26 protein-coding genes, 1 pseudogene and 1 riboswitch are annotated in these 25,261 nt (G+C 71.3%); of the genes and pseudogenes, 5 read left to right on the top strand and 22 right to left on the bottom strand.

Annotated elements, in window-relative coordinates:
* Positions 1 to 31: 31 nt before the first annotated feature.
* From CHF16_RS24155 to CHF16_RS24165, 3 genes are all read right to left on the bottom strand, one after another.
* The gene (locus CHF16_RS24155) at positions 32 to 1,675 is read right to left on the bottom strand and encodes an AMP-binding protein (RefSeq protein WP_089328401.1); all 1,644 of its coding nucleotides are present in this window, start codon (positions 1,673 to 1,675) and stop codon (positions 32 to 34) included.
* Positions 1,672 to 3,354, bottom strand: a complete 1,683-nt coding sequence (locus CHF16_RS24160; RefSeq protein ID WP_089328402.1) for an AMP-binding protein — start codon at positions 3,352 to 3,354, stop codon at positions 1,672 to 1,674. The genes CHF16_RS24155 and CHF16_RS24160 overlap by 4 nt, the downstream gene beginning before the upstream one ends.
* 96 nt (positions 3,355 to 3,450) lie before the next feature.
* Positions 3,451 to 4,065 (bottom strand): TetR/AcrR family transcriptional regulator, encoded by a 615-nt coding sequence (locus CHF16_RS24165; protein ID WP_089328403.1) that lies wholly within the window; start codon positions 4,063 to 4,065, stop codon positions 3,451 to 3,453.
* Between the two features lie 60 nt (positions 4,066 to 4,125).
* Between CHF16_RS24165 and CHF16_RS24170 the strand changes: the two genes are divergently transcribed.
* Positions 4,126 to 5,457 (top strand): MFS transporter, encoded by a 1,332-nt coding sequence (locus CHF16_RS24170; protein ID WP_089328404.1) that lies wholly within the window; start codon positions 4,126 to 4,128, stop codon positions 5,455 to 5,457.
* A 58-nt stretch (positions 5,458 to 5,515) separates the two neighbouring features.
* Here the strand turns inward: CHF16_RS24170 and CHF16_RS24175 are convergent, their stop codons facing one another.
* From CHF16_RS24175 to CHF16_RS24210, 8 genes are all read right to left on the bottom strand, one after another.
* Positions 5,516 to 5,953: a DoxX family protein gene (locus tag CHF16_RS24175; protein WP_089328405.1), complete on the bottom strand. Its 438-nt coding sequence runs from the start codon at positions 5,951 to 5,953 to the stop codon at positions 5,516 to 5,518.
* A 124-nt stretch (positions 5,954 to 6,077) separates the two neighbouring features.
* Positions 6,078 to 6,818 carry a GNAT family N-acetyltransferase gene (locus CHF16_RS24180; RefSeq protein ID WP_089328406.1) on the bottom strand — a complete coding sequence of 247 codons (741 nt, stop codon included), beginning with the start codon at positions 6,816 to 6,818 and terminating at the stop codon, positions 6,078 to 6,080.
* A gap of 18 nt (positions 6,819 to 6,836) precedes the next feature.
* Positions 6,837 to 7,634, bottom strand: coding sequence for a group II truncated hemoglobin (locus CHF16_RS24185; protein WP_245869118.1), 798 nt, complete (start codon positions 7,632 to 7,634; stop codon positions 6,837 to 6,839).
* Positions 7,635 to 7,673: 39 nt separating this feature from the next.
* The gene (locus CHF16_RS24190) at positions 7,674 to 8,111 is read right to left on the bottom strand and encodes a hypothetical protein (RefSeq protein ID WP_089328408.1); all 438 of its coding nucleotides are present in this window, start codon (positions 8,109 to 8,111) and stop codon (positions 7,674 to 7,676) included.
* A gap of 50 nt (positions 8,112 to 8,161) precedes the next feature.
* A complete protein-coding gene (locus CHF16_RS24195; protein WP_089328409.1) occupies positions 8,162 to 8,740 on the bottom strand; it encodes a COG4315 family predicted lipoprotein in 579 nt (192 codons plus the stop codon).
* Between the two features lie 212 nt (positions 8,741 to 8,952).
* A complete protein-coding gene (locus CHF16_RS24200; RefSeq protein ID WP_245869123.1) occupies positions 8,953 to 9,501 on the bottom strand; it encodes a copper resistance CopC family protein in 549 nt (182 codons plus the stop codon).
* Complete coding sequence (locus tag CHF16_RS24205) at positions 9,498 to 10,202, bottom strand: YcnI family copper-binding membrane protein (protein WP_089328410.1); 705 nt, start codon at positions 10,200 to 10,202, stop codon at positions 9,498 to 9,500. The genes CHF16_RS24200 and CHF16_RS24205 overlap by 4 nt, the downstream gene beginning before the upstream one ends.
* Positions 10,203 to 10,281: 79 nt before the next feature.
* Entirely contained in the window at positions 10,282 to 11,016 is a 735-nt protein-coding gene (locus CHF16_RS24210; protein ID WP_089328411.1) for a hypothetical protein, read from the bottom strand.
* 106 nt (positions 11,017 to 11,122) lie between these two features.
* Positions 11,123 to 11,360: riboswitch (cobalamin riboswitch) on the top strand.
* A gap of 91 nt (positions 11,361 to 11,451) precedes the next feature.
* Between CHF16_RS24210 and CHF16_RS24215 the strand changes: the two genes are divergently transcribed.
* From CHF16_RS24215 to CHF16_RS40430, 3 genes are read left to right on the top strand one after another with little or no spacing between them, the layout of a single operon-like run.
* Positions 11,452 to 13,806, top strand: a complete 2,355-nt coding sequence (locus CHF16_RS24215; RefSeq protein ID WP_245869126.1) for a ribonucleoside-diphosphate reductase subunit alpha — start codon at positions 11,452 to 11,454, stop codon at positions 13,804 to 13,806.
* Positions 13,803 to 14,825, top strand: a complete 1,023-nt coding sequence (locus CHF16_RS24220; protein ID WP_245869128.1) for a ribonucleotide-diphosphate reductase subunit beta — start codon at positions 13,803 to 13,805, stop codon at positions 14,823 to 14,825. The genes CHF16_RS24215 and CHF16_RS24220 overlap by 4 nt, the downstream gene beginning before the upstream one ends.
* A gap of 54 nt (positions 14,826 to 14,879) precedes the next feature.
* On the top strand, positions 14,880 to 15,029 hold the full coding sequence (locus tag CHF16_RS40430) for a hypothetical protein (RefSeq protein ID WP_179271677.1): 150 nt from the start codon (positions 14,880 to 14,882) through the stop codon (positions 15,027 to 15,029).
* A gap of 60 nt (positions 15,030 to 15,089) precedes the next feature.
* Here the strand turns inward: CHF16_RS40430 and CHF16_RS24225 are convergent, their stop codons facing one another.
* Complete coding sequence (locus CHF16_RS24225) at positions 15,090 to 16,163, bottom strand: TolB-like translocation protein (RefSeq protein ID WP_089328414.1); 1,074 nt, start codon at positions 16,161 to 16,163, stop codon at positions 15,090 to 15,092.
* Complete coding sequence (locus CHF16_RS24230) at positions 16,160 to 16,756, bottom strand: sigma-70 family RNA polymerase sigma factor (RefSeq protein ID WP_089328415.1); 597 nt, start codon at positions 16,754 to 16,756, stop codon at positions 16,160 to 16,162. Before CHF16_RS24230 ends, CHF16_RS24225 begins: the two co-directional genes overlap by 4 nt.
* 111 nt (positions 16,757 to 16,867) lie before the next feature.
* On the opposite strand from CHF16_RS24230, the pseudogene CHF16_RS24235 reads away from it, so the two are divergent.
* Positions 16,868 to 17,104, top strand: a pseudogene (locus tag CHF16_RS24235) (superoxide dismutase); the annotation flags it as partial.
* A 32-nt stretch (positions 17,105 to 17,136) separates the two neighbouring features.
* Here CHF16_RS24235 and CHF16_RS24240 read toward each other — a convergent pair.
* The 9 genes from CHF16_RS24240 to CHF16_RS24280 all read right to left on the bottom strand — a co-directional run bounded on the left by CHF16_RS24240 (position 17,137) and on the right by CHF16_RS24280 (position 24,731).
* Entirely contained in the window at positions 17,137 to 18,420 is a 1,284-nt protein-coding gene (locus CHF16_RS24240; protein ID WP_089328416.1) for a tyrosine-type recombinase/integrase, read from the bottom strand.
* A complete protein-coding gene (locus CHF16_RS41510) occupies positions 18,420 to 18,635 on the bottom strand; it encodes a helix-turn-helix transcriptional regulator (RefSeq protein ID WP_218826809.1) in 216 nt (71 codons plus the stop codon). Before CHF16_RS41510 ends, CHF16_RS24240 begins: the two co-directional genes overlap by 1 nt.
* Positions 18,632 to 20,335 (bottom strand): replication initiator, encoded by a 1,704-nt coding sequence (locus CHF16_RS24250; protein ID WP_342750121.1) that lies wholly within the window; start codon positions 20,333 to 20,335, stop codon positions 18,632 to 18,634. The genes CHF16_RS41510 and CHF16_RS24250 overlap by 4 nt, the downstream gene beginning before the upstream one ends.
* Entirely contained in the window at positions 20,332 to 21,789 is a 1,458-nt protein-coding gene (locus CHF16_RS24255) for an FtsK/SpoIIIE domain-containing protein (protein ID WP_245869134.1), read from the bottom strand. The genes CHF16_RS24250 and CHF16_RS24255 overlap by 4 nt, the downstream gene beginning before the upstream one ends.
* Before the next feature lie 82 nt (positions 21,790 to 21,871).
* Positions 21,872 to 22,177 (bottom strand): hypothetical protein, encoded by a 306-nt coding sequence (locus CHF16_RS24260; RefSeq protein WP_089328418.1) that lies wholly within the window; start codon positions 22,175 to 22,177, stop codon positions 21,872 to 21,874.
* Positions 22,177 to 22,461 (bottom strand): hypothetical protein, encoded by a 285-nt coding sequence (locus CHF16_RS24265; protein ID WP_089328419.1) that lies wholly within the window; start codon positions 22,459 to 22,461, stop codon positions 22,177 to 22,179. Before CHF16_RS24265 ends, CHF16_RS24260 begins: the two co-directional genes overlap by 1 nt.
* Positions 22,461 to 22,886, bottom strand: coding sequence for a plasmid replication, integration and excision activator (locus CHF16_RS24270; RefSeq protein ID WP_089328420.1), 426 nt, complete (start codon positions 22,884 to 22,886; stop codon positions 22,461 to 22,463). Before CHF16_RS24270 ends, CHF16_RS24265 begins: the two co-directional genes overlap by 1 nt.
* Before the next feature lie 126 nt (positions 22,887 to 23,012).
* Positions 23,013 to 23,699 (bottom strand): GntR family transcriptional regulator, encoded by a 687-nt coding sequence (locus tag CHF16_RS24275; RefSeq protein ID WP_143228101.1) that lies wholly within the window; start codon positions 23,697 to 23,699, stop codon positions 23,013 to 23,015.
* Positions 23,700 to 24,233: 534 nt separating this feature from the next.
* A complete protein-coding gene (locus tag CHF16_RS24280) occupies positions 24,234 to 24,731 on the bottom strand; it encodes an ATP-binding protein (protein WP_089328422.1) in 498 nt (165 codons plus the stop codon).
* Positions 24,732 to 25,261: the final 530 nt, after the last annotated feature.

Genomic DNA, 25,261 nt, shown 5'->3' on the forward strand with positions numbered 1-25,261 from the left:
CGGAGAAACGGCGCGGTTGTTCCGCCGGCGGTCAGGCGTGCCGCCGGGCGGCGACGTCCTCCAGGCCGAGGATGTCGACGGCCTCCGCGCGCATCTGCACCTTGCGGATCTTTCCGGTGACCGTCATCGGGAACTCCTCGACGACGTGCACGTAACGGGGGATCTTGTAGTGGGCGAGCCTGCCCTCGCAGAACGCGCGCAGCTCGCCCGCGGTCATCCCGGGCACGCCCTCGCGCAGCCGCACCCAGGCCATCAGCTCCTCGCCGTACTTCTCGTCGGGGACGCCGATGACCTGCGCGTCCACGATGTCGGGATGGGTGTAGAGGAACTCCTCGATCTCGCGCGGGTAGACGTTCTCGCCGCCCCGGATGACCATGTCCTTGATCCGGCCGGTGATGTTGACGTAGCCGTCGTCGTCCATCACGGCGAGGTCGCCGGTGTGCATCCAGCGGGCCGCGTCGATGGCCTCGGCCGTCTTGTCCGGCTCCTCCCAGTAGCCGAGCATCACCGAGTAGCCGCGGGTGCAGAACTCGCCGGGGACGCCGCGCGGGACGGTGACGCCGGTCTCCGGGTCGATGATCTTGATCTCCAGATGCGGCAGCACGGTGCCGACCGTGGACACCCGGCGGTCGAGCGAGTCGCCCGCCCGGGTCTGCGTCGACACCGGCGACGTCTCCGTCATGCCGTAGCAGATCGCGACCTCGGCCATCCCGAGCCGGTCGATGACCTGCCTCATCACCTCGACCGGGCACGGCGAGCCCGCCATGATCCCGGTGCGGAGCGCGGACAGGTCGAGGCCGTCCAGCGACGGCTCGTTCAGCATCGCGATGAACATCGTCGGCACCCCGTACAGCGAGGTGCAGCGCTCGGCGGCGGCCGCTTCGAGGGTCGCCTCCGGGTCGAACGCCGGCGCCGGGATAACGACGCACGCGCCGTGGCTGGTCGCCGCCAGGTTGCCCATGACCATGCCGAAGCAGTGGTAGAAGGGCACCGGGACGCACACGCGGTCCTCTTCGTCGTAGCCGCACAGCTCACCGACGAAGTAGCCGTTGTTCAGGATGTTGTGGTGGGAGAGCGTCGCGCCCTTGGGGAAGCCCGTCGTCCCGGACGTGTACTGGATGTTGATGGGGTCGTCGGCGGTGAGGGTCCGCGCGATGCCGTGCAGGACGGACGGATCGCTCGTCCGGCCCTCCTCCATGAGCGCGTCCCAGCCGGGAGTGCCGATGAGGATGACGTCGCGTAGGGCGGGGCACTTCGGCCTTACCTCGTCCACCATCGCCGCGTAGTCGGACGTTTTGAAGGTGGGCGCCGCGACCAGCGTCCGTATGCCCGCCTGGTTGAGGACGAACTCAAGCTCGTGCACCCGGTAGGCGGGGTTGATGTTGACGAGGATCGCGCCCAGTTTCGCCGTCGCGTACTGGACGAGCATCCACTCGGCGCAGTTCGGCGCCCAGATCCCGACACGGTCGCCCTTGACCACGCCGAGGTCGCGCAGGCCGAGCGCGACGGCCTCCACGTCGTCGGCGAGCTGCTCGTACGTCCAGCGGCGGCCGGACGCGCGCTCGACGAGCGCGTCCCGCTCGGGGAAGGCCGCGACCGTCCGGTCCAGGTTGGCGCCGATGGTGTCGCCGAGCAGCGGGGTGGTCGACGTGCCCGACGCGTAGGAGAGGGTCATCGCAGGTCCTCCTCGCGGAACTCGCCCTCGGGCCGGTCGTCCGGGCCGGGATGCTTGTCGATCTCGCTGGTCCGCAGCTCGACCCGGCGGATCTTGCCGGAGATCGTCTTCGGCAGCTCGCCGAACTCCAGCAGCCGCACCCGCTTGTACGGCGACAGCTGCGCCCGGCTGTGCGCGAAGATCGCCTTCGCGGTCTCGGCGGTCGGCTCCCACCCGGCGGCGAGCGTCACGTACGCCTTCGGGACGGCCGCCCGGACCGGGTCGGGCGACGGCACGACCGCCGCCTCCGCGACCGCCTCGTGCTCGATCAGCACGCTCTCCAGCTCGAACGGCGAGATCTTGTAGTCGGACGCCTTGAACACGTCGTCGGCGCGCCCGACATAGGTGATGTACCCGTCCTCGTCGCGGGAGCCGATGTCGCCGGTGTGGTAGTAGCCGCCGGCCATCGCCTCCTCGGTGCGGGCCTCGTCGCCGTGGTAGCCGGTCATCAGCCCGAGCGGGCGGTCCTCCAGTTCGAGGCAGATCTCGCCCTCGTCGGCCGGCCGCCCGGTCAGCGGGTCGATCAGCGCCACCCGGTAGCCGGGCACGGCGCGCCCCATCGATCCCGGCTTCACCGGCTGGCCGGGGGTGTTGGCGATCTGCACGGTCGTCTCGGTCTGCCCGAAGCCGTCGCGGATCGTGCGGTCCCAGGCGTCCCGCACCCGCTCGATCACCTCGGGGTTCAGCGGCTCGCCCGCCGCGACGACCTCGCGCGGCGGCGTCGCGAGGCGGCCGAGGTCGGCCTGGATCAGCATCCGCCACACGGTCGGCGGCGCGCAGAAGCTCGTGATGCCGCAGCGCTCCATCGTGTCGAGCAGCCGGTCGGCGTCGAACCGCGTGTAGTTGAAGATGAAGACGCACGCCTCGGCGTCCCACGGCGCGAAGATGTTGCTCCACGCGTGCTTCGCCCAGCCCGGCGACGAGATGTTGAGGTGGACGTCCCCGGGCCGCAGCCCGATCCAGTACATCGTCGACAGGTGCCCCGCCGGATAGGACGCGTGGGTGTGCTCCACCAGCTTCGGCTGCGCCGTCGTCCCGGACGTGAAGTAGAGCAGCAGGGTGTCCTGCGACATCGTCAGCCCGTAGGGCGTGAACGACTCGCCCTCGTCGTAGGCGTCGGCGTACGACGTCCAGCCCTCGACCGGCGCGCCCACGGCGATCTTCGTGTAGTCGCCCTCGACCCCGTCGAACTTGCCCGTGTCGGCCGAGGCGACGACCACGTGCCGGGCCTTGCCGCGGGTCAGCCGGTCCCGCAGGTCGGCCGTGCCGAGCAGCGGCGTGCACGGAATCATGATCGCGCCGAGCTTCATCACCGCCAGGACGGTCTCCCACAGCTCGACCTGGTTGCCGAGCATCAGGATGACCCGGTCGCCGCGCCGCACGCCCGCCCGGCGCAGCAGGTTCGCGACCTGGTTGGACCGCCGCGACAGCTGCGCGAACGAGTACCGCGCCTCCGAGCCGTCCTCCTCGACGATCCACAGCCCGGGCGCGTCGTTGCCCGCGGCGATCATGTCGAACCAGTCCAGCGCCCAGTTGAAACCGGTCAGCACCGGCCACCGGAACTTCTCGTACGCCGTCGCGTAGTCGTCGCGATGCGCGAGCAGGAAGTCGCGCGCCGCGCGGAACTCGACTGCGGGCATGGTCTCTCCTCGTAGCCGCACGGACACCCGGTCACCTGGATGGTTGGCCATCCGGGTGACCCGCGCCACCCCCGAACGGGGGTAGTCGTGATCGTCCTACCCGCGCGCGGTGAACGTCGACCGCAGCAGCCGCGCCATGTGCTCGCCGACCTGCTCGGGCGTCCACCCGCGCTCGTCGAGCAGCGTCTCGCTCACCCCGTTGGAGACGAGCGCGAGCAGCATGTCGGTGGCGGTATCGACCGTCCAGCCGGGGGCGAGGACGCCCTCCTCGGCCAGCCGCCGGATCAGCGCCCGGTTGGTCTCCAGCCGCCAGTACAGCGCCGCCTCCCAGTGCCGCGCCGCGTCCGGGTCGGTGCCCGCCTCCCGCTCCACCGCCCGCGACACCGGCAGGATGCGCGCCATGAAGTCGGCGTGCCGGTACGCGAACTCCTCCAGCGCCGCCACCGCGTCCGGCGCGTCGCCGATCGGCGCGAACCGGCCCTCCAGGTCCTCGACCTCGTTGACGTAGCCGAACAGCTCGGCGATCAGGTCGGCGCGGGACGCGAAGTGCAGGTAGACGGCCCGGCGCGACACTCCGGCGTGCTCGGCGACGGCCGCCATCGTCGTCGCCGCCATGCCGCGCTCCTCGACCAGCTCGCGGGCGGCCCGCAGCAGCGCCATCCGGGAACGGCGGCTCCGCGCGTTCCGCGGCTCATCGATCGACCTGGCCATGGCCCCATGATCCCAGCCTTGCCGGATGTGCACATGCTGTGTACTTTTTAACTTCACAGCATGTGCAGTTTGTGTGAAGGGGGCACCGTGCGGCAGTGGTGGCCGGTCGCGGGCTGCGGCCTCGTCGTGTTCATGGCGACTCTCGACACGAGCATCGTCGCGGTGGCGCTGCCGTCCCTCGAACGCGACTTCGGGGTGCGGACGTCCGCCGCGGAATGGGTCGTCCTCGGCTACCTCGCGCCGCTGATCGCGCTCACCCTTCCCGCCGGCCGGTGGCTCGACCGCACGGGCCCGCGCGCCGCGCTCCTGCTCGCGGTCGCCGGCTTCACGCTGAGCAGCCTGGCCGCCGGGCTGGCCCCCTCGCTCGCGCACCTGGTCGCGTCCCGCGCCGCGCAGGGCGCCTTCGCGGCGGTGCTGTTCGCGGTCGTCCCGGCCATCGTGATCCGGGCCGTCCGCCCCGATCTGGCCGGACGGGCGAGCGCGCTCGTCATGACGCTCGGCCCGCTCGGCGCCGTGAGCGGCCCGCCGCTCGGCGGAGTGATCGTCCAGGCCTGGGGATGGCCGTGGATCTTCTTCATCAACATCCCGATCGGCGTCCTGGTCACGGCCATCGCCCCGGCGACCGTGCCGCCCGACGCCCTCCGGCTCCCGGACCGCGCCTTCCTGACCGAGACGGCGCTCCTCGCGGCGGCGAGCGTCACCCTGCTCCTCGCCCTCTCGCTGTCGGCGAGCCACGGCATCGGGTGGCTGTCCCTGGCCGCCTGCGCCGCCCCGCCCCTGCACCTCTGGGGACGGACGAGGGCGAGCGCCCCCGTCCGCTCCCTCCTGCGCGTCCCGGCGCTGGCCGCGCCCGTCGCGGCGATCATGCTGAACGCCCTGGTCATCTCCCTCACCGAATTCCTGGCGCCCTTCTACCTGCAGCGGACGCTGGGGCTCTCCCCGTCCGCCACCGCGGCGGCGATCCTGGCGCTCCCCGCGGCGATGGTCGCGGCGGGCCCGGCGGGCGGCGTCCTCGGCGACCGGTGGGGGACGCACCGCACGGCCGTCCTCGGAGCCGCGGTCACGGCCACCGGCGTCCTGCTGCTCGTGCCCGTCGGAAGCGACTGGCACCCGGCGAACCTGAGCTGGCGCCTGGCCATCGTCGGCGCGGGCACCGGCCTCTTCGCGGGCCCGTCCTTTGCGCGTCTCATGTCGAACGCGCCACCCGACCTCCTGGGCAGCGCGGGCGCGGCGCAGAGCCTGGCCCGCCAACTCGGCTTCTCCCTGGGGCCCGCCCTGGCGACCACAGTGTGGGCTCTGTCGGGCTACACCCTCACGGGTCTCCGCGCAGCCTTCGCTCTGGCCACCGCGACCACCTTGATGACTCTCCTCGCACTGCGCACAGGACATTGAAACGGCGGACGACCCGGGCCGGTCGGCCACGGGTCGTCCGCCGTGAGGTGTTGTCGGCTCAGCGCTTGAGGGACTTGAGGGTGCGGAGCAGGTCGCGGGTCTCGTGGCGGCGGTTCCAGGCGATGGCGGCGAAGACGACCGCGAACGCGGCGGGCATGAGGCCCCAGGCCGGGTCGAGCACCAGCAGGTGGGTGGTGATGGCGCCGGCCATCAGTCCGATGAGCCCCGTGGCGGCGAGCCCGGCCAGGCGCGGGATCAGCAGCCCGATGGCGCCGGAGACCTCGACGATGCCGGTGACGTACCGGAACCACTGGCCCCAGCCGATCAGCTCGAAGGACTCGACGGCGTCGGCCTGGCCGACGAGCTTGGGCAGCCCGGAGGCGATCAGCAGGAACGCGGCGAGCAGGATCTGCGGCCCCCACAGCACCTTGCGAAGCGTCGTGCCGCGGTCAGCGGCGGCGGAGGCGATCGGGCTCTGAACGGTCTGAGCGGTCATGGCGGTGGTCCTTCCATGCGGTGCGTCTCATCGGCCTTCACTTACGCGTCGCACGGCTCCCGGCCGGATCGACATCCCGCCCGACTTTTCTTCAAGATTTTTTCTGCGAGTTCATCACCCCAGGTCAGAGCGGTGACTCGGGAAGAGTCGCGGGCACGCGGAAGCCGCGGAAGGTGACCTCTCGGCGGGGTTCGAAGCCCAGGTGCTCGTAGAGGGCCGCCGCGCCGGTGTTGTCCGCCGCCACGTGGAGGAAGGGGCGGTCGCCTCGGGACGCGATGCGGGCCGCCAGTGCGCGGATCAGGTGGGCGGCGTGGCCTCGGCCGCGTGCCTCGGGCGCCGTGCAGACGGAGCTGATCTCCGTCCAGCCGGGCGGGCGGAGCCGTTCGCCCGCCATCGCCACCAGGGCGCCGTTGTCGCGGACGCCGAGGTAGGTGCCGAGTTCGCGGGTGCGCGGCCGGAACGGCCCCGGGCGGGTGCGCGCGACGAGGTCCAGCATCTCCGGTACGTCGTGCTCGCCCAGTTCGACCACGGCGGGGCCCGTCTCGGGGACGGCCCCGTCCGGCCAGACCATCTGCAGGCCGTCCAGGACGAAGACGGGCTCCCAGTCCGGCGGAGGGACGGCCGGGTTGCTGAACATGTCGGCGAAGCCGCCGGGGCCGAGCAGGCGCGCGAGGTCGGCCCAGTCGGACGCGGCCGGGTCGGCGGGCACGGCGCAGAAGGTCGCGACGTCCGGGAGGTAGGTGGCGGCCTTGCCCGCGCGGCGGGATAGGTGCGCGTGGTGACCGCGGAGCGATGCGCCCACGGGGTCGTCGAGCGCGGTGTTGTCGAGCGCGGGGTCGTCGAGAGCGGTGTCGTCGGGATTCATGCGGTCCGGGAGTCTGTACTACTTGGACGGGGTGTAAGGCGGTGCCACGCCCCAGCCCCAGTGGGGCATGGGCGCTTCCAGGGGCGGCTTGGCGCCGGGCTGGGAGTTGGCGAGGGCGATGCGCGTGCCCCACTCGATGTAGGAGGCGAACGCGGCGCGGAACTCGGGGTCGTCCGGGAGGCCGACCTCGTCGGCCGCGTCCATCAGGAGGGAGACCCAGCGGCGGCGCTGCGCCTCGGTGATGCCGCGGCCCAGGTGCTGGCGGACCATGTGGTGGTAGCCGCCGCGCTCCCGGCTGTAGCGCTCCGGGCCGCGGAACACCTCGCTCAGCCAGAGCGCCACCCATTTGGGGTGGTCCGGGGCCATGTGCTCGAAGAGCGGGAGGAGCAGGTCGTCCTTGAGGACGCTCGTGTAGAAGACCTCGGTGAGGCGCTCGAACGCCTCGGTCCCGCCCGCCCAGTCGTACATCGTCGGGACGGACGACCCGGCACCGGCCACCGGCGTCCGCTCGTAGTGCCGCATCTCCTCGATGTCCTGCACGTACGGCTTGATCTCGGCGAAGAAGGCCGGGAAGTGCTCGCCGCCGCGGAAGCCCCGCATGTGGTCATCGGCGGACGTCCAGCAGATGCGCAGGATGTAGGAGGACGGTTCCTCGACGCACCGCGACAGCTCGTAGTCGACGCACTGGGGCGCTGCCGAGAGCGGGACGGACGCGCGCGCGTAGGCGGCCTCGAACTCGTCGGCGCGGTCCGGTTCGATGCGGTAGCGGATGTATTCGACGATCACGGGACCCCCAGGGCGCTTCGGTCGGATCATCAATGTAATCCTGTAATCATCCGACCGGAAGCGGAAGGCTCAATCCCGTGCGGCCGAGCGGCGGCGCAACCGGCCCACTTCGAGGGCCAGGTACGCGGCGAGCACGACGACGGCGGCGGACTCCAGGGCGAGCGAGACCTTGATGACCGTCCGGTAGCCGCCCTCCTGGTAGCCGAACAGCGTGCCGGTCTCGCTGATCATGAGACCGATGATGGTGCCCGCCGAGAGGACGATCCCGCCGAGCGCCAGGAGCCCGTACGCCGCCCGCCCGATCGCCGGAGCCGACCTGATCCCCGGCAGCCAGCCGAGCGGGGCCATGAGCAGGAGCCCGAGCGCGACCGCCCCGGCGAAGTTGAGCAGGAACAGCCAGCCGATGGTCGGGACGTCGCGGTAGCCGTCCGCGAGGTACTCGTACAGGTGGATCGCGCCGACGCCGAACAGGAGCAGGGCGCCGGTGAGGCGCAGCAGCTCATGCATGGCGCTCGTGCGCGTGCCGTGACGTGCCGTCGTAGTGTTCATCGCGCCGCCTACTTGGTGACCGCGCTGCCGGACGGCGACAGCACGAACCACTTGGCTCCGAACTGGTCGAGCCCCTGCCCCTGGGTGCTGCCGGCGGTGGTGCCGTCCGGCGCGTAGTAGTAGAGGGGGTGCCCGGCATAGCTGACCTGCGTCGTCCCGTCGCTGCGCTTGGTGGTGCCCAGCTTGGACGCGTCCACTCCGGACCCCGGCTTGGGTGACGCGCTGGTCGTGGCGGGCGGCCACACCGACGCGCACGCGTCCGCGCAGGACGACTTGTCCCCCTGGTCCTTCTCGAACAGGTAGACCGTCCGGCCCTGCCCGTCGACCAGGATCTGGCCGAGGTTCCCGGTGTTCGCCGTCTTGATGGTCCCGCCGGACGCGCCGCCCGTGGGGGCCGCCGAGGACGCGGGCGGCTGGTAGCCCGATCCCGACCCGTCCGAGGACCCGCCGCCCCCGCCGCACCCGGCGGCCGCCGCGAGCGCTCCGGCCGCCGCCAGCAGGGCCGCCGAGGAGGCGTTCCGGCGCCACCGCGACGGATGATCTTTCCTGGACGGACGGCCCGTGCCGCCCGGCAATGTCTGAAGCATGCGCAACCTCCCCCGCAAGGCCCGTCGACGGTCTCCCGTGACCCCTTCCGGGGCGGCGGTACCCGTGCTCGCGCCGGGCGAACGGGCCGGGTCGCAGGCGTTACCCGCCCTTTCTCGCCCTTTCCCGTAAAGCGTGGAATCGGTGGCTTCGTGAAGTATGTCCGGCGGGACGGCCGTGAGCGGCTCGCGGCCGTCCCGCCGGACGGGGCGGGTCAGTCCTGCGCGGAGGAGCGGCGGAGCCAGGCGGCCGCGCCGCCCGCCGCCGCGACGACCAGCGCGATCAGGCCGATCCACAACCAGCCGGACGAGCCGCCCGAGTCGTCACCGGTGGTGGTCGCGGCCTGGCTGGTCGCCGGCGCGGGCGCCGGGGCCGCGGAACCCCCGGAGTCGCTCGGCGACCCCTTCACGGTGAAGGTGTAGGTGCCCTCGACGGGGTGCCCGTCGGCGGAGACGACCCGCCACCCCACCGTGTACTTCCCGGCGGGCAGCGCACCGCTGACCGCCTGGGTGACCTTGTTGTCGACCGCCCGCGGCGACCCCGCCTGGTGCTGGGCGCCCGAGGCGTCCGTCACCACCACGCGCGGCAGCCGCACCGGGTCGGTGTAGGTCAGGACGATCTCGGACGGCGCCGCGACCGTCGCGTCCTTCTCGGGGCTGGCGGACGTCAGCGCGGTGTGGGCGGAGGCCGGTGCCGCGGTCAGGGCCAGGGCCGTCCCGGCGGCGAGCAGCCCGGCCGCCAGGCGTCGCATCATCGTGATCATGCCCGGCTCCGGGCGCGGCTCAGGCCGTAGCCGCCGAGGGCGAGGCCGGCGGCGCCGACGGCGATGCCGATGCCGCCGAGGAGCCTGGCCGTCCCGTCGCCGGACGAGGCGGTGGCCTCCAGGGGCTTCCGCTGGGCGGTCAGGCCGACGGTGGCCGCGCTCCCCTTCGGGGTGAGCTGGAGTGTCGGCGCCGGGTGCTCGGGTTCGGCGGCGCCCTCGACGGGCGCCTCCTCCCACTTGACGACCTCGCCGTTGGAGTACGTCTGGTCGGCCTTGAACACCATCTGGTCGGTGTCGGTCGGCAGCGGGCCCATGGAGACGTCGAACTCCTCGAACTGCCCGGCCTCGATCTTGCCGCCCGTCCAGGTGATGGTGGTGACGGCCTCGGTCAGCTCGCCGCCGTGCGACTTGATCGGCTTCGCCAGCTTCGACTTCTCCGCCTTCACCGTCCAGCCCGGGGTGGGCCGGACGGACACCGACGAGAGCGGGTGGTCGGCCGGCAGGTGCACGACGACCTTGGTCGTGGCGGCGTTGTCGCGCTCGTTCGGCACCCGGAAGGAGACCTTGGCGTACGAGCCCTGCTCGGCGGTCTTCGGGTTGGCGGTGACGTGCGCGGACGCGGCCGTGGCCGCGCCGAGCAGCGAGACGGCGGTGAGGGAGACGACGGCGCCGGCGCGGCGCGCGGGCACGGTGAAGGACATGGGGGAACTCCGTTCGAGTCGTACGGGAAGAGCCGGAAGCGCCGCGGATCGGCGTCCGGTGACGTACGGCGCGTGCGCGTCAGATGTGCGCGAGCGCCCTCGAACGGAGCGGGGGACCCCGCCGGACGACCTCGTACCGCAGCGCGCGGTCGACGGCGGGGACGGCGGCCGGCTCCGGGGCCGGGACGACCGGGCGCGGCGGCCCGGCCGGTTCGACGGCGAGCAGGGCGAGGAGCAGCCGGACGGGGCGGTCGGCGGCCGCGGCGACCCGGCGGGCCATGCTCCACACGGACCGCTCGCCGCGCCGCAGCCACCAGGCGGCGACGAGCGCGGCGACGCAGTGCGCGAGCGTCATGACCAGCCCGTCGGCGCCGTGCGCGGCGGGCATCGCGTGCGTCGCGGCGACGTCGGGCATCCCGGCGACATGGGGCATCCCGGCGGCATGGGCCATGGACGCGGCGCCGGGCATGGGCGTCCCGCCCGGCATGGCGGTGCCGCCCGGCATCGCGGCGTGCGCCGCCGGGCCGTGCCCGGCCATGGAGTGCGCGGCGGGGCCGGCGGCGGCCGTGAACAGCGTGTGCAGCGCGAACTGCCCGCCGAGGAGGCCGCCCAGGATCGTGCCGAGGGACCGCTCGTGGCCCGCCAGCACCAGGGTCACGGCGGCGACCGCGCCGAAGCCCAGCATCCCCGCCCAGAACGGGACCGGGGCCCCGCCCGCGAGGACGTGCCCGAGCACCGCCAGCGCGACGCACACGGTGGCGAACACCACCGCGCGTGCGGCGCGCGACAGGGGCTGCGGGGAACGCTCCGGCATGACGGCACCATCGTCCCACCACCGTCCCGGGGTGTGCAGCCGACCCCGGAGATCTCGCCAACACGCCCAACATCTTGGGGTTGCACATTGATCGTCAACTAGATGTAGGGTTCAACCCCGTGCTGGTTCGCCCCCGCCGCCCGGCGGCGGGGGCGTCGTAAGAGGGAACCCGGTGCGAGTCCGGGACTGCCCCGCAGCGGTGAGCGGGAACGACCGCCGTCATGTGCACTGGGCCCGGCCGGGCCTGGGAAGCGACGGCCGGTAGGACGCCTCGGAAGAGCTCGTGCGAGCTCGGACGGGCGGTGCCCGCGAGTCCGAAGACCTGCCCGCACGCTGTTCGTCCAGGGCCTCGCGGGTGGGCCGGGGCGGAGCGCGGCATGCCGCCGCGTCCCGTTCGCATGCCCTCCGCGAGGCGGCTCGCGAGGGGAGAAGCACGTGACACACGGGGCATCGGTGGTGGCCGAGACGCCGGCCGCCGGGGGCACCGCCGCGGAAGGCGCCGGGGGCACCGCCGCGGAGGGCATCGCCGCGGAGGTCGAGGCCGCCTGCGCCGGGATACCGGACGTGGCGGCGGGACGGGTGCTGGCCGCCGTCCGCTCCGGCGAGGGGCTGGACGCGGCGGCGCTGCGGGATCTCGCGATCACCGAGGCCGCCGCCCTGGTCGCCGCCGAGCCCGGGTACTCCAGGGTCGCCGCGCGGCTGCTCGGCGCCCGGATCCGGGAGGAGGCCGCGTCCGCGGGGGTCACCTCGTTCGCCGGCTCGGTCGCCGCCGCGCACCGCGAGGGCCTGCTGGCGGACGAGCCCGCCGCGTTCGTCGCCGCCAACGCCGACGCGCTGGACGCGCTCATCGACGACGGCGCCGACGACCGGTTCGAGTACTTCGGGCTCCGCACCCTCTACGACCGGTACCTGCTGAGGCATCCGCGCTCGCGGCTCGTCCTGGAGCGCCCGCAGCACTTCCTGCTGCGCGTGGCGTGCGGGCTCGCCGGCACGGTGGACGAGGCGGCGGAGCTGTACGGCCTGCTCAGCACGCTGTCGTACCTGCCGAGCTCGCCGACGCTGTTCAACTCGGCGGCGCGCCGCCCGCAGCTCTCGTCGTGCTTCCTGCTCGACTCGCCGCGCGACGAGCTGGAGGGGATCTACGAGCGGTACGGGCAGGTCGCGCGGCTCAGCAAGTACGCGGGCGGCATCGGCATCTCGTGGACGCGGGTCCGGTCGCGGGGCTCGCTGATCCGCGGCACGAACGGGCATTCCAACGGCATCGTCCCGTGGCTGCGCACGCTGGACGCGTCCGTCGCCGCCGTCAACCAGGGCGGCCGCCGCAAGGGCGCCGCCTGCGTGTACCTGGAGCCGTGGCACGCCGACGTCGAGGAGTTCCTCGAACTGCGCGACAACACGGGCGAGGACGCGCGCCGCACCCACAACCTCAACCTCGCCAACTGGATCCCCGACGAGTTCATGCGCCGTGTCGAGGACGACGCGGTGTGGTCGCTGTTCGACCCGAAGGAGGTCCCCGAGCTGGCCGACCTCTGGGGGGACGAGTTCGACGCGGCGTACCGGGCGGCGGAGCGGGACGGGCTGTTCGTCCGGCAGGTCCCGGCCCGCAAGCTGTACGGGCGGATGATGCGCACGCTCGCGGAGACGGGCAACGGGTGGATGACGTTCAAGGACGCCGCCAACCGCGCCTGCAACCAGACCTCCGACCCCGGCGGCCCGCCTGCGGAACGGCGGGTCGTCCATCTGTCCAACCTCTGCACCGAGATCCTCGAGGTGACGAGCGAGAGCGAGGCGGCGGTCTGCAACCTCGGGTCGGTGAACCTGGCGGCGCATGTGACGCCCGCCGGGGTCGACTGGGAGCGGCTCCGTTCCACGGTCCGCACCGCCGTGCGCTTCCTGGACCGCACCATCGACAAGGGCTACTACCCCACGCCGGAGGCGGAGAAGGCGAACCGCAAGTGGCGTCCGGTAGGGCTCGGCGTGATGGGTCTCGCGGACGTGTTCTTCACCCTGCGCCTGGCGTTCGACTCCGACGAGGCGCGCGCGCTGTCGACGCGCATCGCCGAGGAGATCGCGCTGGCCGCCTACGGCGTGTCCGCCGACCTCGCCGCCGCGCACGGACCGCTCCCCGCCTACGGACTGACCCGCACCGCGCGCGGCAGCCTCCACCTGGACCACTTCCCGGACGCGGCGCCGACCCGTCCCGCCGAGTGGGCCGCGCTCCGGGAGCGCGTCGCCGCGGTCGGGCTCCGCAACTCGCTGCTGATCGCGATCGCGCCGACCGCGACGATCGCGTCCATCGCGGGCTGCTACGAGTGCATCGAGCCGCAGGTGTCCAACCTGTTCAAGCGCGAGACGCTGTCCGGCGAGTTCCTGCAGGTCAACGGCTACCTGGTGGACGAGCTGAAGGCGCTCGGGCGGTGGACGCCGGAGGTCCGCGAGGCGATCAAGCGCGCCGACGGCTCCGTGCAGGGCCTCGTGGACCTCCCCGCCGAGACCCGCGCCCGCTACCGGACGGCCTGGGAGCTGCCGCAGAAGGCGCTCATCGACCTCGCCGCCGCCCGCACCCCCTACATCGACCAGTCGCAGTCGCTGAACCTGTTCATGGAGACTCCGACGATCGGCAAGCTCTCCTCGATGTACGCGTACGCGTGGCGCAGCGGGCTGAAGACCACGTACTACCTGCGCTCCCGCCCGGCGACGCGCATCGCGCAGACGACCGTCGCGTCCGCCGGCACGGCGGCGGCCGTGTGCTCCCTGGAGAACCCCGAGACCTGCGAGGCGTGCCAGTGAGCGCGCGAACGGAAGGACGCGGCATGCTGCTCGACCCCGGCATGGACCTGACCCTGCGGCCCATGCGCTACCCCGACTTCTACGAGCGCTACCGGGCCGCGATCCGCAACACGTGGACGGTGGAGGAGGTCGACCTCGCGTCCGACATGGCGGACCTGGAGCGGCTCACGCCTCCCGAACTGCACCTCGTGAACCGGCTCGTCGCGTTCTTCGCCACCGGCGACTCGATCGTGGCGAACAACCTGGTGCTGAACCTCTACAAGCACGTGAACGCCCCGGAGGCCCGGCTCTACCTATCGCGGCAGCTATATGAGGAGGCCGTCCATGTGCAGTTCTACCTGACCCTCCTGGACACCTACCTGCCCGATCAGGACGAGCGCGCGCGGGCGTTCGCGGCGATCGAGCACATCCCGTCCATCAGGGCGAAGGCGGAGTTCTGCTTCCGCTGGATCGACTCGCTCGGCGACCTGGACGAGCTCCGCACCGCCGCCGACCGCAGGGCGTTCCTGCTCAACCTGATCTGCTTCGCGGCCTGCATCGAGGGGCTGTTCTTCTACGGCGCGTTCGCCTACGTCTACTGGCTGCGCTCGCGCGGGCTGCTGAACGGCCTCGCGTCCGGGACCAACTGGGTCTTCCGGGACGAGAGCATGCACATGGACTTCGCGTTCTCCGTGGTCGACACCGTCCGGGCCGAGGAGCCGGAGCTGTTCGACGCCGAGCTGACCGCGCAGGTCGGCGCGATGCTGGACGAGGCCGTCCAGGCGGAGCTGGCCTTCGCCCGCGACCTGTGCGGCGACGGCCTGCCCGGCATGAGCGCCGGCGACATGCGCGCCTACCTGGAGTACGTCGCGGACCGGCGGCTCGTCCGGCTCGGGCTCCCCGCCCGCTACGGCACCGCGAACCCGTTCGCGTTCATGGAGCTGCAGGACGTCCAGGAGCTGTCCAACTTCTTCGAGCGGCGGGTTTCGGCCTACCAGATCGGCGTGGAGGGGAGCGTCACCCTCGACGAGGCGTTCTGAACCAATCCGCGCGGGCACTCGTTGAGCAGAGAACCTAGGCCGAGGAGGACGCCCATGCCCATCGCCGACCGGATCAGGAGATACCTCAGCGGTCCGCAGGGCCGGAAGATGCGCGCCCGAGCCGAGCAGTACGCCCGCGACCCGCGCACGCAGGCCAAGGCACGCCGCCTGCTCGCCCGTTTCCGCGGTGGCCGCCGCCACTGACCCGGCACCGGTACGGCCCGTCCTCCCCGAGGGCGGGCCGTACCGGCGTCCGGCCGGTGGTCAGGGGCGGAGCAGGCCCTCGGTGGTCACCTTCGTCCCGGTCACGACGTGCACCTGATCGTCGATCATCGCCACGACCCGGTCCCCGGACACGGTGAAGTCGGACGGCGCGTCCGCGCTGCTCGGCGGCAGCTCGACCTGCCGCGTGACCTTCTTCGCGGCCGGCGAGTACCAGACCAGGCGGTTGTGCCCGCCGTCGCGGACCAGCGCCACGATGTGCGTGCCGCTCCTGTCGAACGCGGCACCGGCGAGCATCGCGCCGCCCTCCGCCAGCCGGATCGTGCTGATCTCCCCCGTGGCCACGTCGAGGGTGTTGACGGTCCGGTCCCGGTAGTCGCCGACCATCTCGAAGACCAGCTCGCGGCCGTCCGGTGCCCAGCGCGGCGAGTTGGCGAACGCGCGGGACGGCAGCCGGGTGACCCGGCGGTCACCGGTGGCGGGGTCGACGACCGTGATGACCCCGCGGGGGGACTCGCTCCCGCACTCCGTGCCCGCGTACGCGATCCGGCGCGCCCCCGGGGAGACGGCCAGCTGCTCCGGCTCCTCGCCCGTCCGCTGCCGCAGCGTGGCGCGGCGCAGCTCGGTGAGCGGCCCCTTCGGCCGGCCGTCCGGTTCCAGGGTGAGCCGGTAGAAGCGGATCTCGCACGCCTGCGGGGCGGCGGTCGTCAGGACGAAGGTCCGGTTGTCGCCGGAGTCGGCGGACTCCACGAAGCCGGACGATCCCGGCGGCGCCGGCACGGTCGCGATCGCCCGGCCGCTGTCGGCCTCGTGCACCGTCACCGTCGGCGACCCCGGCGGCCACGGACCGTCCAGGACGAAATCGTCGCCCGCGGACGCCGCGAGCGCGAACCGGGGAGCCGGGGCGCCCGGCCCGTGCCGCGACCAGGGCGCGACCAGGACGACCGCGACGACGGCGACGACCGCGGCGGCCGCGACGGTCAGCCCGGCGTGCGGCATCGTCCACCGGCGGCGGCGCCGGACGGGTTCGGGCAGCGGCTTCAGCTCCTCGGGGCGGACGGTGGCGGCGCCCTCGGCCAGGGCCGTCCGCAGCAGCTCGTCGGAGAACTCGGTCATCGTTCCTCCTCGTACCGGTCGCGGAGCGCGTCCAGGCCCCGGGAGATGGTCGACTTGACGGTGCCGGGGCGCACGCCCATGGCGGCGGCGATCTCCGCCTCGGACAGGTCGAGGTAGTAGCGCAGGACGATCGCCTCCCGCTGCCGGGCGGGCAGCCGCCCCAGGGCGTGGAGCACGCGTCGCCGGTCGTCGGCGATCAGCGCGTCGTTCTCCGCCGACCACACCGGCTGCGGGGTCTGGAACAGCCGGTGCGTCAGGGCCCTGCGGCGCAGCAGCGTCCGGCCGCTGTTGAGCACGGCGGTGCGGGCGTACGCGAGCAGTTCCTGCTGCGCCGAGGGCAGCCCGCTCCCTCTGCCGCGCCGCTCATGGCGCCGCTGCATGCGGGCGTACACGTCCTGGACGATGTCCTCCGCGGTGCCCTGGTCGCCCAAGAGCAGCACCGCGAGCCGTACCAGCGACAGGTGGTGGGCGCGGAACAGCGCCGCCAGCGCATGGTCCGCGTCCTCGTTCCCCTCTTCGACGGGTCTCTCCGATGCTTGCGCGCCATGGCCGGGCCCGCCGCCGGGGGCGGTCAGTCCGCGATGCAACCTCATGCCATGAGAACCAACGAGCCGAGGAAAGGTTGCTTCGCTTCGCCCGCGATCTTCACGACGACCCTTCCTGCACACTGGACGTAACTGCAACTCATTTGCAATAGTGGCCGCATGGCTGACTACACGCTCCCCGACCTGCCCTACGACTACGCGGCCCTGGAGCCCGCGATCACCGGCGAGATCCTTGAGCTGCACCACGCCAAGCACCACGCCGCCTACGTGAAGGGCGCCAACGACACGCTGGAGAAGCTCGCCGAGGCGCGGGACAAGGAGCAGTACGGCGGCCTGGTCGGCCTGGAGAAGACGTTCGCGTTCAACCTGTCCGGGCACGTCCTGCACTCGATCTTCTAGCCGCATCCCGCTCTGACCAGGGCCGCAGGTCACGAGATCTCCCGAGAGGGCACATCCAGGGCACTCGCCCCCGGAATCGTTCCCCACGTGTCGTCGATCGCCTTGCGCATCCGGTCCCGGCTGGACGGCATGAGATGGGTGTAGGTCCGGAGCGTGAATCCAGGGTCAGCGTGCCCGAGGAACTCGGCGAGCGCCCGGATGTCTACGCCCTGCTCCAGCAGCACACTGGCGAAGTGATGCCGCAGCGCGTGAAAGCCGTTGTCCCGAGTTGCCGAAACATCGGCGCGCACGAGGGCCGGTTTCCAGACGAAGCGGTTCCACTCGCTGCGATGGATTGCCGTCCCCTGCCGGGTCGTAAAGATCAGCCGAGCCGTCACCGGGTCACCGTCCGGCGCCTTCCACGGCAGAGTCACGGGCACGGGCGGGTAGTTGTCCGGCTGCATGTGCTCGGCCAGGAGCAGCCGCAGCGACTCAGGTAGAGGGATGTCGCGTTCCTTGCCGCCCTTGGGCAGAGCGAACACCTTACGCCGACCCTTGAAGATTTCGATCTGCCGCCGGACGTGCACGACCCCTCGAAGGAAGTCGACATCCTCCTCGGCCAAACCGAACGCCTCACCTTGCCGAAGTCCGAGCCGAGCCCCAACCGCCACCATCACCGCGTATCGCTCAGTGATGGCCCCACCGACCGCCGCCACCCGTTCGACCGGCCACGGTTCGAACTTCCGTCCGTCCCGCTTGGGCGCACGCACCGACGAGGCCCGGCACGGGTTCTTGATGATCACGCCGTCATCTATGGCCGCGTTGAAGACCGTGGAGACGTGCGCGAGGATCACCCGGACGTAGTTCGGCGCGATCACCTGCTGACGTCCCCGCAGCCACGCTTGCATCAGGGACGGCCGCTTGGACAGCACGCCGAGCTGCTTGTCCCCGAGGTCCGGATAGACGTGCAGGCGTAGCCGCTGTTCGATGGCATCGCGGGTCCCCTCGTCGAAGGTCTGGGCCGCAAGCCACTGCACGGCGTACTCCCGGAAGGTGATCTTCCCGGCGTTCGGGTCGACGTACATTCCGGAATCGAGGTCAGCTTTGACCTTGGCGTCAAAGGCGTCAGCGCAGGTGTTCGGGTCCTTGCCCGCCTTCTTCGCGAAGTTGCGCTTGCACTGCTTGCCGTTCTCGTCACGCCACCGGACTTGCCAGCGATCCCCCTTACCGTGGTCCGCGCTGGGGAACTGCTTGTGTTCACGGCATCGAGGCATCGCCTTGCCCTGCTCGTCGCCACGAGGCTTGGCCGTGTGCCACCGGTCGTAGACGGCCATTACGCGGCCTCCTGCTGCTGGCGGAACCAGTCGAGGACATCAGCGGGGAGGTAGCGGAGATGACGTCCCACCTTGGCCGCTTTCGGTCCAGTGCCGAGGTAGCGCCACTGATGGAGCGTGGCCACTGGGACGCCGAGGAAACGAGACACCTCCTGCGGGGTCCATGTTCGGTCGACCGGCAGGTTCACTACCGCTGTGTTTGGAGTCCTGTTCACGCCGCCTCCGCAGTTGCCGAAAGTTCTGGGGTGGGGTTGAGGGTCGCGGCGTCGAGCTGGCGGCGCCGTTGGATGCGTTCATTGATCAGCAGGAGAAGCCGTTGCTCGGCCGGTTTCACGTCCGGGTCTCCAGGCCCCGCCCGTTCCCAGACGTGGACGGCGTTCGGATCGGCCGGATTCGACACGGGGACGCCAGCCTCAGCGAGCCGGGCGAGAACCCATGCCTTGCGGTCGGCTTTGTGGTCGGCGAGGGTCTTGCCGGACCATTTGCGGGAGACCAGGACGCGGCGGCCGCCGTAGCCGAGGTGTTCGCGGCGGTGGGCTTTGCCCTTGCAGTAGCCCGGCGTGAGGCCTTTGCGCGCGTTCTTGGGCTGTACGCCGTAGCGCAGCCAGTTCGCGCACGTCGGCGAGCACGGTTCGTAGCGCAGGGCTTCGGCCATCCGGTCGACGTGTTCACGCTGCGCGCTCGTCTCGGCCCGGTGGCATTCGGCCACGCCCTTGACCAGGTACTTGGTCAGGTAGCCGATGCAGCGCCGGGAGTCGGCGGAGTCGGCGAGGACACCTTGAGCGTCGATCTGCCGCCCGAATTTCACCACGTGCAAGGGGTCGGTGTCGTCGTCCTGGCCGAGAGCGTCTAGCGCCTCATCCCAGGTGGGCAGCACCTCACCGGTGGCCGGGTCGAGGTAGCCGCCGTTACCGTCCACGCCTGCCGCGTCGTCCCAGACGGGTAGGTGTTCGCCGTCGAAGATGACGCGGTCGGTCGGAGGCCACCACACTTGGTGGTAGGTGGCCGCCACCACCTGCCTCAGCTCAGCGCGGGAAATGGTGCCCCGTATGGCCATGTGCAGGTGGGGCGCGAGACGGCGTTGCGGTTCGATGGCGGCGAAGTACTGGACGTCGTAGCCGACGAACCGGCGCAGGTTCTGCACGAACCGGTCCACCAGCTTGGAGAAGTGCAGGGCATCACGGGCCGCCCGCGCGTAGTCGTAGGACTCGGGGTCGACCGGCGTACCGTCCGAGCGCACCCGCCCGTAGGAGTCCAGGGTGAGGGTCAGGAACAGCGAGGGCCGGAAGGTCTTGCCATCCTTGCCCCGGAACACCTTGCCGACAGTGCGGGAGTCGACCGGACGCCGGGGAAGGTCGGGCGCATCCTGCCGCCGCCGGGTCGACCGAGTGCGCCGGCCCCTGGTCTCATCGCCGGTTTTGAGGGAACCGCGGACCCCGGTGCGTTCAAGCTCGTTGTCCAGGTCGCGGATCATCGCGTCCCAGAACGAGGCGTCTTCCCCGTCCGCCGTTCCGTCGACTGCTGCGCGGTCGCGAGCAGCCGCAGCGTGCGCCCGCAGCTCCATCCACGCCCGTTGCTCCTCGTCCGGGTCGGCGCGCGTGATGACCGGTTCCTCGGTCAGGTGCCAGCCCTGGCGACACTGCACGGCGCGGAGCTTGCGCTTGCGTTCGGCGCACGAGGGACAGACCGAGGCCAGGGTGTGACCGCAGGGGACATAGACCATTTCGGCCGCGCCCGTGTTCAGGTCGACCCGCCGCATGGGGACCGGACGGATACAGACGCCGTGTTCGACCGCGACCGCTTCCAGCACGCCCCGCGCCAGCGGAGCCAGTGTCTTGACGACCGGTTCCGGGCCGGGCTCGACCGACGAGGGCGGAGTGTCCTCGGAGGTGTCGTCGAGGGTGGGTTGCCTCACGCCGCCTCCACATCAGGGAGGCCGAGCGTCACCATGTCGCGAATGTCGTTGTCGGAGATGTAGGCGGCCCGGACCCGCACCGGGTCAGGGGAGGCTTCCAGTCGGACGAAGCCGACGCCCGCGCCGATCTCGGGGATGGAGGAGATCTGGTCTGCGAGGGCGCCACGGTCGCGGGCACCGTCGCCGAGGACCATGTCGACCTGTTCGTCTTCGTCCAGGCGCAGGGCGATGCGGTCGGGGAAGAGGTTGCGCAGGTTGTTGACCTCTTTGCGCGCGTCCTGCTGCGCCCCGATCACGCAGTACCCCACCGAACGCCCCTGCGAGGTCAGCACCGCAAGCGCCGACTCGGCCCGCTTCCGTAGATCCCGTTCAGGGCAGTAGGCGGTCAGGAACGCCAGCTCATCCACCATGATCACCCGGAACGGATGCTCATGCGAGGGCGTGAACGACCGGGTGACACCGGCGAACTGTTCGGCGCGGGCGTTCATGTCGGCGGCCGCCGCTTCCAGCAGTTCGACCATGCCGCCCTTGGGGTCGTCGCTGTAGCGCCCGTACCGCTCAAATAGGGGACGCCCGAAGGACAGTTCCATGCGTTTGGGGTCGACCGCCCACACCTCCACCAGCCCGGCGAGCATCAGCGGCAGCAGCGCGCGGACGGTGGACCAGATGACCGAGCCCTTGCCGGCCCCCGTTGCCCCCGCGATCAGCACATGTGTTCCGAGGAGCCGCAGCCGCCACGGCGACCCGTCCTCACACCGTCCGATCACCACCCCGGACAGGTCCACATCGGAGCCGTCCGGGACGGGCAGCGCCGGTATCGGGACGGCGAGCGCGTCTTTGCGGACGAATTCCAGCCAGATGCGGCCCGGACGGTCCCCGTCGCGGACGCGGACGAGGGTTGCGCCGAAGCCGTGCGCGAGGTTGACCGCGACCCGTTCCCACGCGTCGGGAGCCTGCCCCTTGAGCATGCGGACGAGCACTCGATCCGACGTCGGGCCGCAGCGCACGCGGACCAGGGAGGGCAGGTACTCCCGCCCCTTGTGAACCTTGGTCAGGCCAGCGGTGACCAGGACGGGTTGCCAGTCGCGCCGGTACACCGCGACCAGCCGCCACCGGGCACGGACCGGACGAGCGATCCAGCGGACGAAGGACGGACGGTCCACCCCCGCCCACACCGACAGGCCCACGGCGACGAGGGCCAGGACCACGACGGGGACCAGCCACCCGAACCGGACGCCGAGCCACCCCAGACCGGACAGGACGGAGACGGGGACGATGTTGCGGACCAGGAACACGGCCATCCGGACCAGCGTGCGGACGGCGTTGACGAGCAGCACCAGGCCCTCGGGCATGTGCCACACCGGAGGCGCCCACTTCGGGGCGGCGAACGGGTCACGCTGCGCTTCAACGGCGACGTTTTCGCCGGGGCCGAGCTTGCGGAACTCCCATGCCATGATGGGTCACCTCTTCTTTGTGCTGTTCAGGGGAGAGAAGCGGGGCGGCCGGAGGTACCAGCTCCAGCCACCCCACCCGTGTTCAGGCCGCCGTGTTCTCGGAGGGTTCGGCCGCGCGGTTCTCGACGTGGAGCCGCCCCACCTCGGCCGCGTAGGCCGCGAAGGACTCGGCGAGCTGGCGCGCGATCCGCACGTCTTCGGCGGTCGGCGTGGTCGGGTTCGTCGGAGTGATGGTCACGTTGGCGCGCGCGTGCCTCACCGAGATCTGCGCCCGCCCGTAACCGGTGACCGCCAGCACCGACACCGACTCATCCGGGTGCAGGGACACATGCACCGCCGCCGAGCCGTCCGGCTCCACCTGGACCGTTGTGTAGCTGTAGGCGTCCATCACGCAGCCGCCCCCTTCCCCGGCGACCGCGCCGACGAGGACGAGGGGCGGCGGCCCGAGCGGTACAGCCGCTCCACCTCCACCGCGTACGCCGCCGCCTGCTCGGCCAGCCGCCGCGCGAACTCCACATCCCCGGCGTTCAGCCGCTCGGGAAGCGTGAGGGTGACCAGCACCCGACCCGCCGACACGGTGAACAGCGGCGTACGCGCCCGGAACGCCCGGAACTCGGTCGAGGCCGCGCCGTCGATGGGCAGCGACAGCGCCGACATGCGCCCGCCCGCCATCACGCGGCCTCCTTGCCCGCCGCGTTGTCCTTGCCCGAGCGGTTCGCGCCGCCCTTGAAGTTGGCCGGACGCACCGCGCTCGCCTTGAGGGAGTAGGCCAGCCGTCCGGTACCGGAGTTGACGTACGGCGTCACCATCAGCCCGTCGAACTCCACCGGCACGAACGGGAACCCCGCCGGAGCCTCCGGCATGATCGGCTGCACCGGCCCCGACAGCTTGACCTTGAACGTGCCCTTGGACTCGGGGTCGGCGTCCAGCACCTCCACCGCCCACACCAGTTCCCCGGTGTCCTTGTCCCGCGCCTGCACGAAGTTCTCCCGGGTCGACCGGTCGAAGTCCCGCACCGCCTCCACCCCGCCCTTGACGAACGCCCCGAACGGGAACACGTCCCCGAACGCGACCTTGAACGGCCCCTGCACCGCCATCGCGGATCACCCCTGTCGATTGGTCTCCCTGACGACAACTCGGTTTGTCGAGTTGCTGTATCGACAGACTATGTGAGGGCGAGAGGTTTGCAAGGGGGTGTAAGTCGTCTTATCGAGTGATCTGAATCACAGTCCGTACGACTCTTCGAGCACGTGCAGTGACCCCGGGAGGACGGCCTCCACGACCAGGACCGTGCGGCCGGTGGAGTCGACCACCGATCCCAGCACCGACAGCACGGGCTCGCCCTCCACCAGGTCGAGAGACTGGCGCTCTTGGTCGGTGGCACGTCGAGCACGAAGGCGCTCATCGACGCGGGCCAAGCGGTCCTTGGCGTGCGCGGTCAAGAGCTGGCGGACCGGAACCGTCAACAGCCCATCTTGGTCCAGGCCCGAGGCCCGCGCGACATCCAGCGGAGTCCACAGCGAGACAAGCTCACTGGCGATGGAGTCGTACAGCCCCACGTATCGCCGCAGGTGGACAGGCGCCGACTCGGCCAGTCCGAGCAGCATCGCCACCGCGTTCGGAGCAGGTACGCGCCTGACCTCCACCAACCTGACCGACGAGGCGGTTTCCTGGCGGTCCAGGACGGCCAGACCGGGCCGGCTGCTACGCGCCCCAGACGAGGGAGCGGCCTTAACGAAGGTGCCCCGCCCGTGTTCACGATGCAGTTCGCCCAAGAGCTGCATCTCATTCAAGGCACGAACCACCGTGGGACGCGCCGCCCCGAACTCCCGCCCAAGCGCCGACTCGGAAGGAATCCGCGAGTTGACGGGATAGGTCCCGTCCTTGATCCGAGCGCGAAGCGTCTCCATGATCTGGACGTACTTCGGAGCGTACGAAGCGTGATCTGACACGATGTCCTGCCAACAGCTCGACAATACGAGTACCCACAGGAAACCAGACGCCACCGGCGCTGTCACGACATCACTGGTTCCCGAGCAGGCACTTCCTCGCCCAACCACCTCAGCAGCGCCCACCAGGGCCCCACGCCCCACCCTCACGCACCGCCCGCCCCAACCGGTCCAGAGGTCACCCCGATCCGGGAAGCCCAAGGAACGACTGAACCCCCGGCGAGACTCGCAGTGATCAACTGCGGTACGCCGGGGGCTCAGCTCAACCCTTGATGACGCAGGCCCGAGCAATCCACTGGACGAGGTCTCCACACGAAGGCCGTGCGGCTATTCGGGCCTTGGATTCTCCTGAACGGCCGTGAGACTTGTGGTGCCTGGGGCCGTGGAGTGACTTTGACGCCGGGTTAAGTTGGTTGCCGCCCGCCCCGCGGGCGATTGGGGAACCCCACCAGGCCGGGGGAACCGGCGGGAAGCGCTCCGCGGGGCGGGGGCCGTCTACGGGGTGGCGGTCGGGCGGGTGGGCCTGTCAACGTGCGGGAGACCTCCCACCACCGGACAGCCGACCATCCGCGCGGCGGAGAGCATGAACGCGTAATCGACGGCGATGCGCGCCCAGACGAACTTCCCTTCGCCCAGGCTGCACCATCCCCAGCCGCCGGACGCGAACGCCTGAACGATGATCAGGCCGCGCCCGCACTCGGCGCCGTCGACCGGCGTTTGCAGCGCGGGGCGTCCAGGGTGCCCGTCCCACACGCACAGCTCTATGCCAGCGTCGATCCGGCTCACCCAAGCGCGGATCGTGGTGCCCTTGCAGAGCGTTGCCGCGTTGGCCGCCAGCTCACCCATGATCTGGCAGGCGTCGCTCGCGTAGGCCGCGAGCCCCCATCCCTCCAGGGCTTCGCGCACCAGAGCACGGCTCAGATACACGCTCTCGGGACCGGCTTTCGTCAGCGTCTGCACGCGCAGATGCGCCGACTTGTCCATCAGAGCCATTGCGGTCATCGAAGGCCGCCCTCCCCGCCGGCGACCGGGCCCGCCAGCATGCCCGCCAGCACCGCCGGAGCCGACTCGACGTCGTCGACCGGCGCCACCCGCTCACCGGAGTCAGCGCGAACAAACCACCACACCCCGCCGAGTCGCTCACACCCCACGGGCACCGACCGTGCGCGGTCCGCGCCGCTCACCACCAACAACAGCGGCGGCCTGCCCGCTTGGCTCGCCAACCCACACGACAACGGCCCCCCGCCCCGCACGATCACCGCGTCCAAGGCCGCCAAGTGCAACCGACGCGCGCCAACCGCGTGATTGAGCCGACCAACGGGCCGACCGTCATCGCCAGCGCCCGATCTCATCGGCTCTATGACCACACTGGCCTTTTCCGTGTCACCCGCCATGACAACGCCTCCTCTCCCTGTGTTTCGGATACGGCGACATGGGGTCTTGCCATCACCCTGGCTCGCGGCCCGCGCGAGAGCCGAACCGGATGACGACCGCCCGCAGCATGCCGCCTGACTCGCCGACTT

It is taken from the genome of Actinomadura meyerae, from assembly GCF_900188445.1.
GTDB lineage: Bacteria > Actinomycetota > Actinomycetes > Streptosporangiales > Streptosporangiaceae > Spirillospora > Spirillospora meyerae.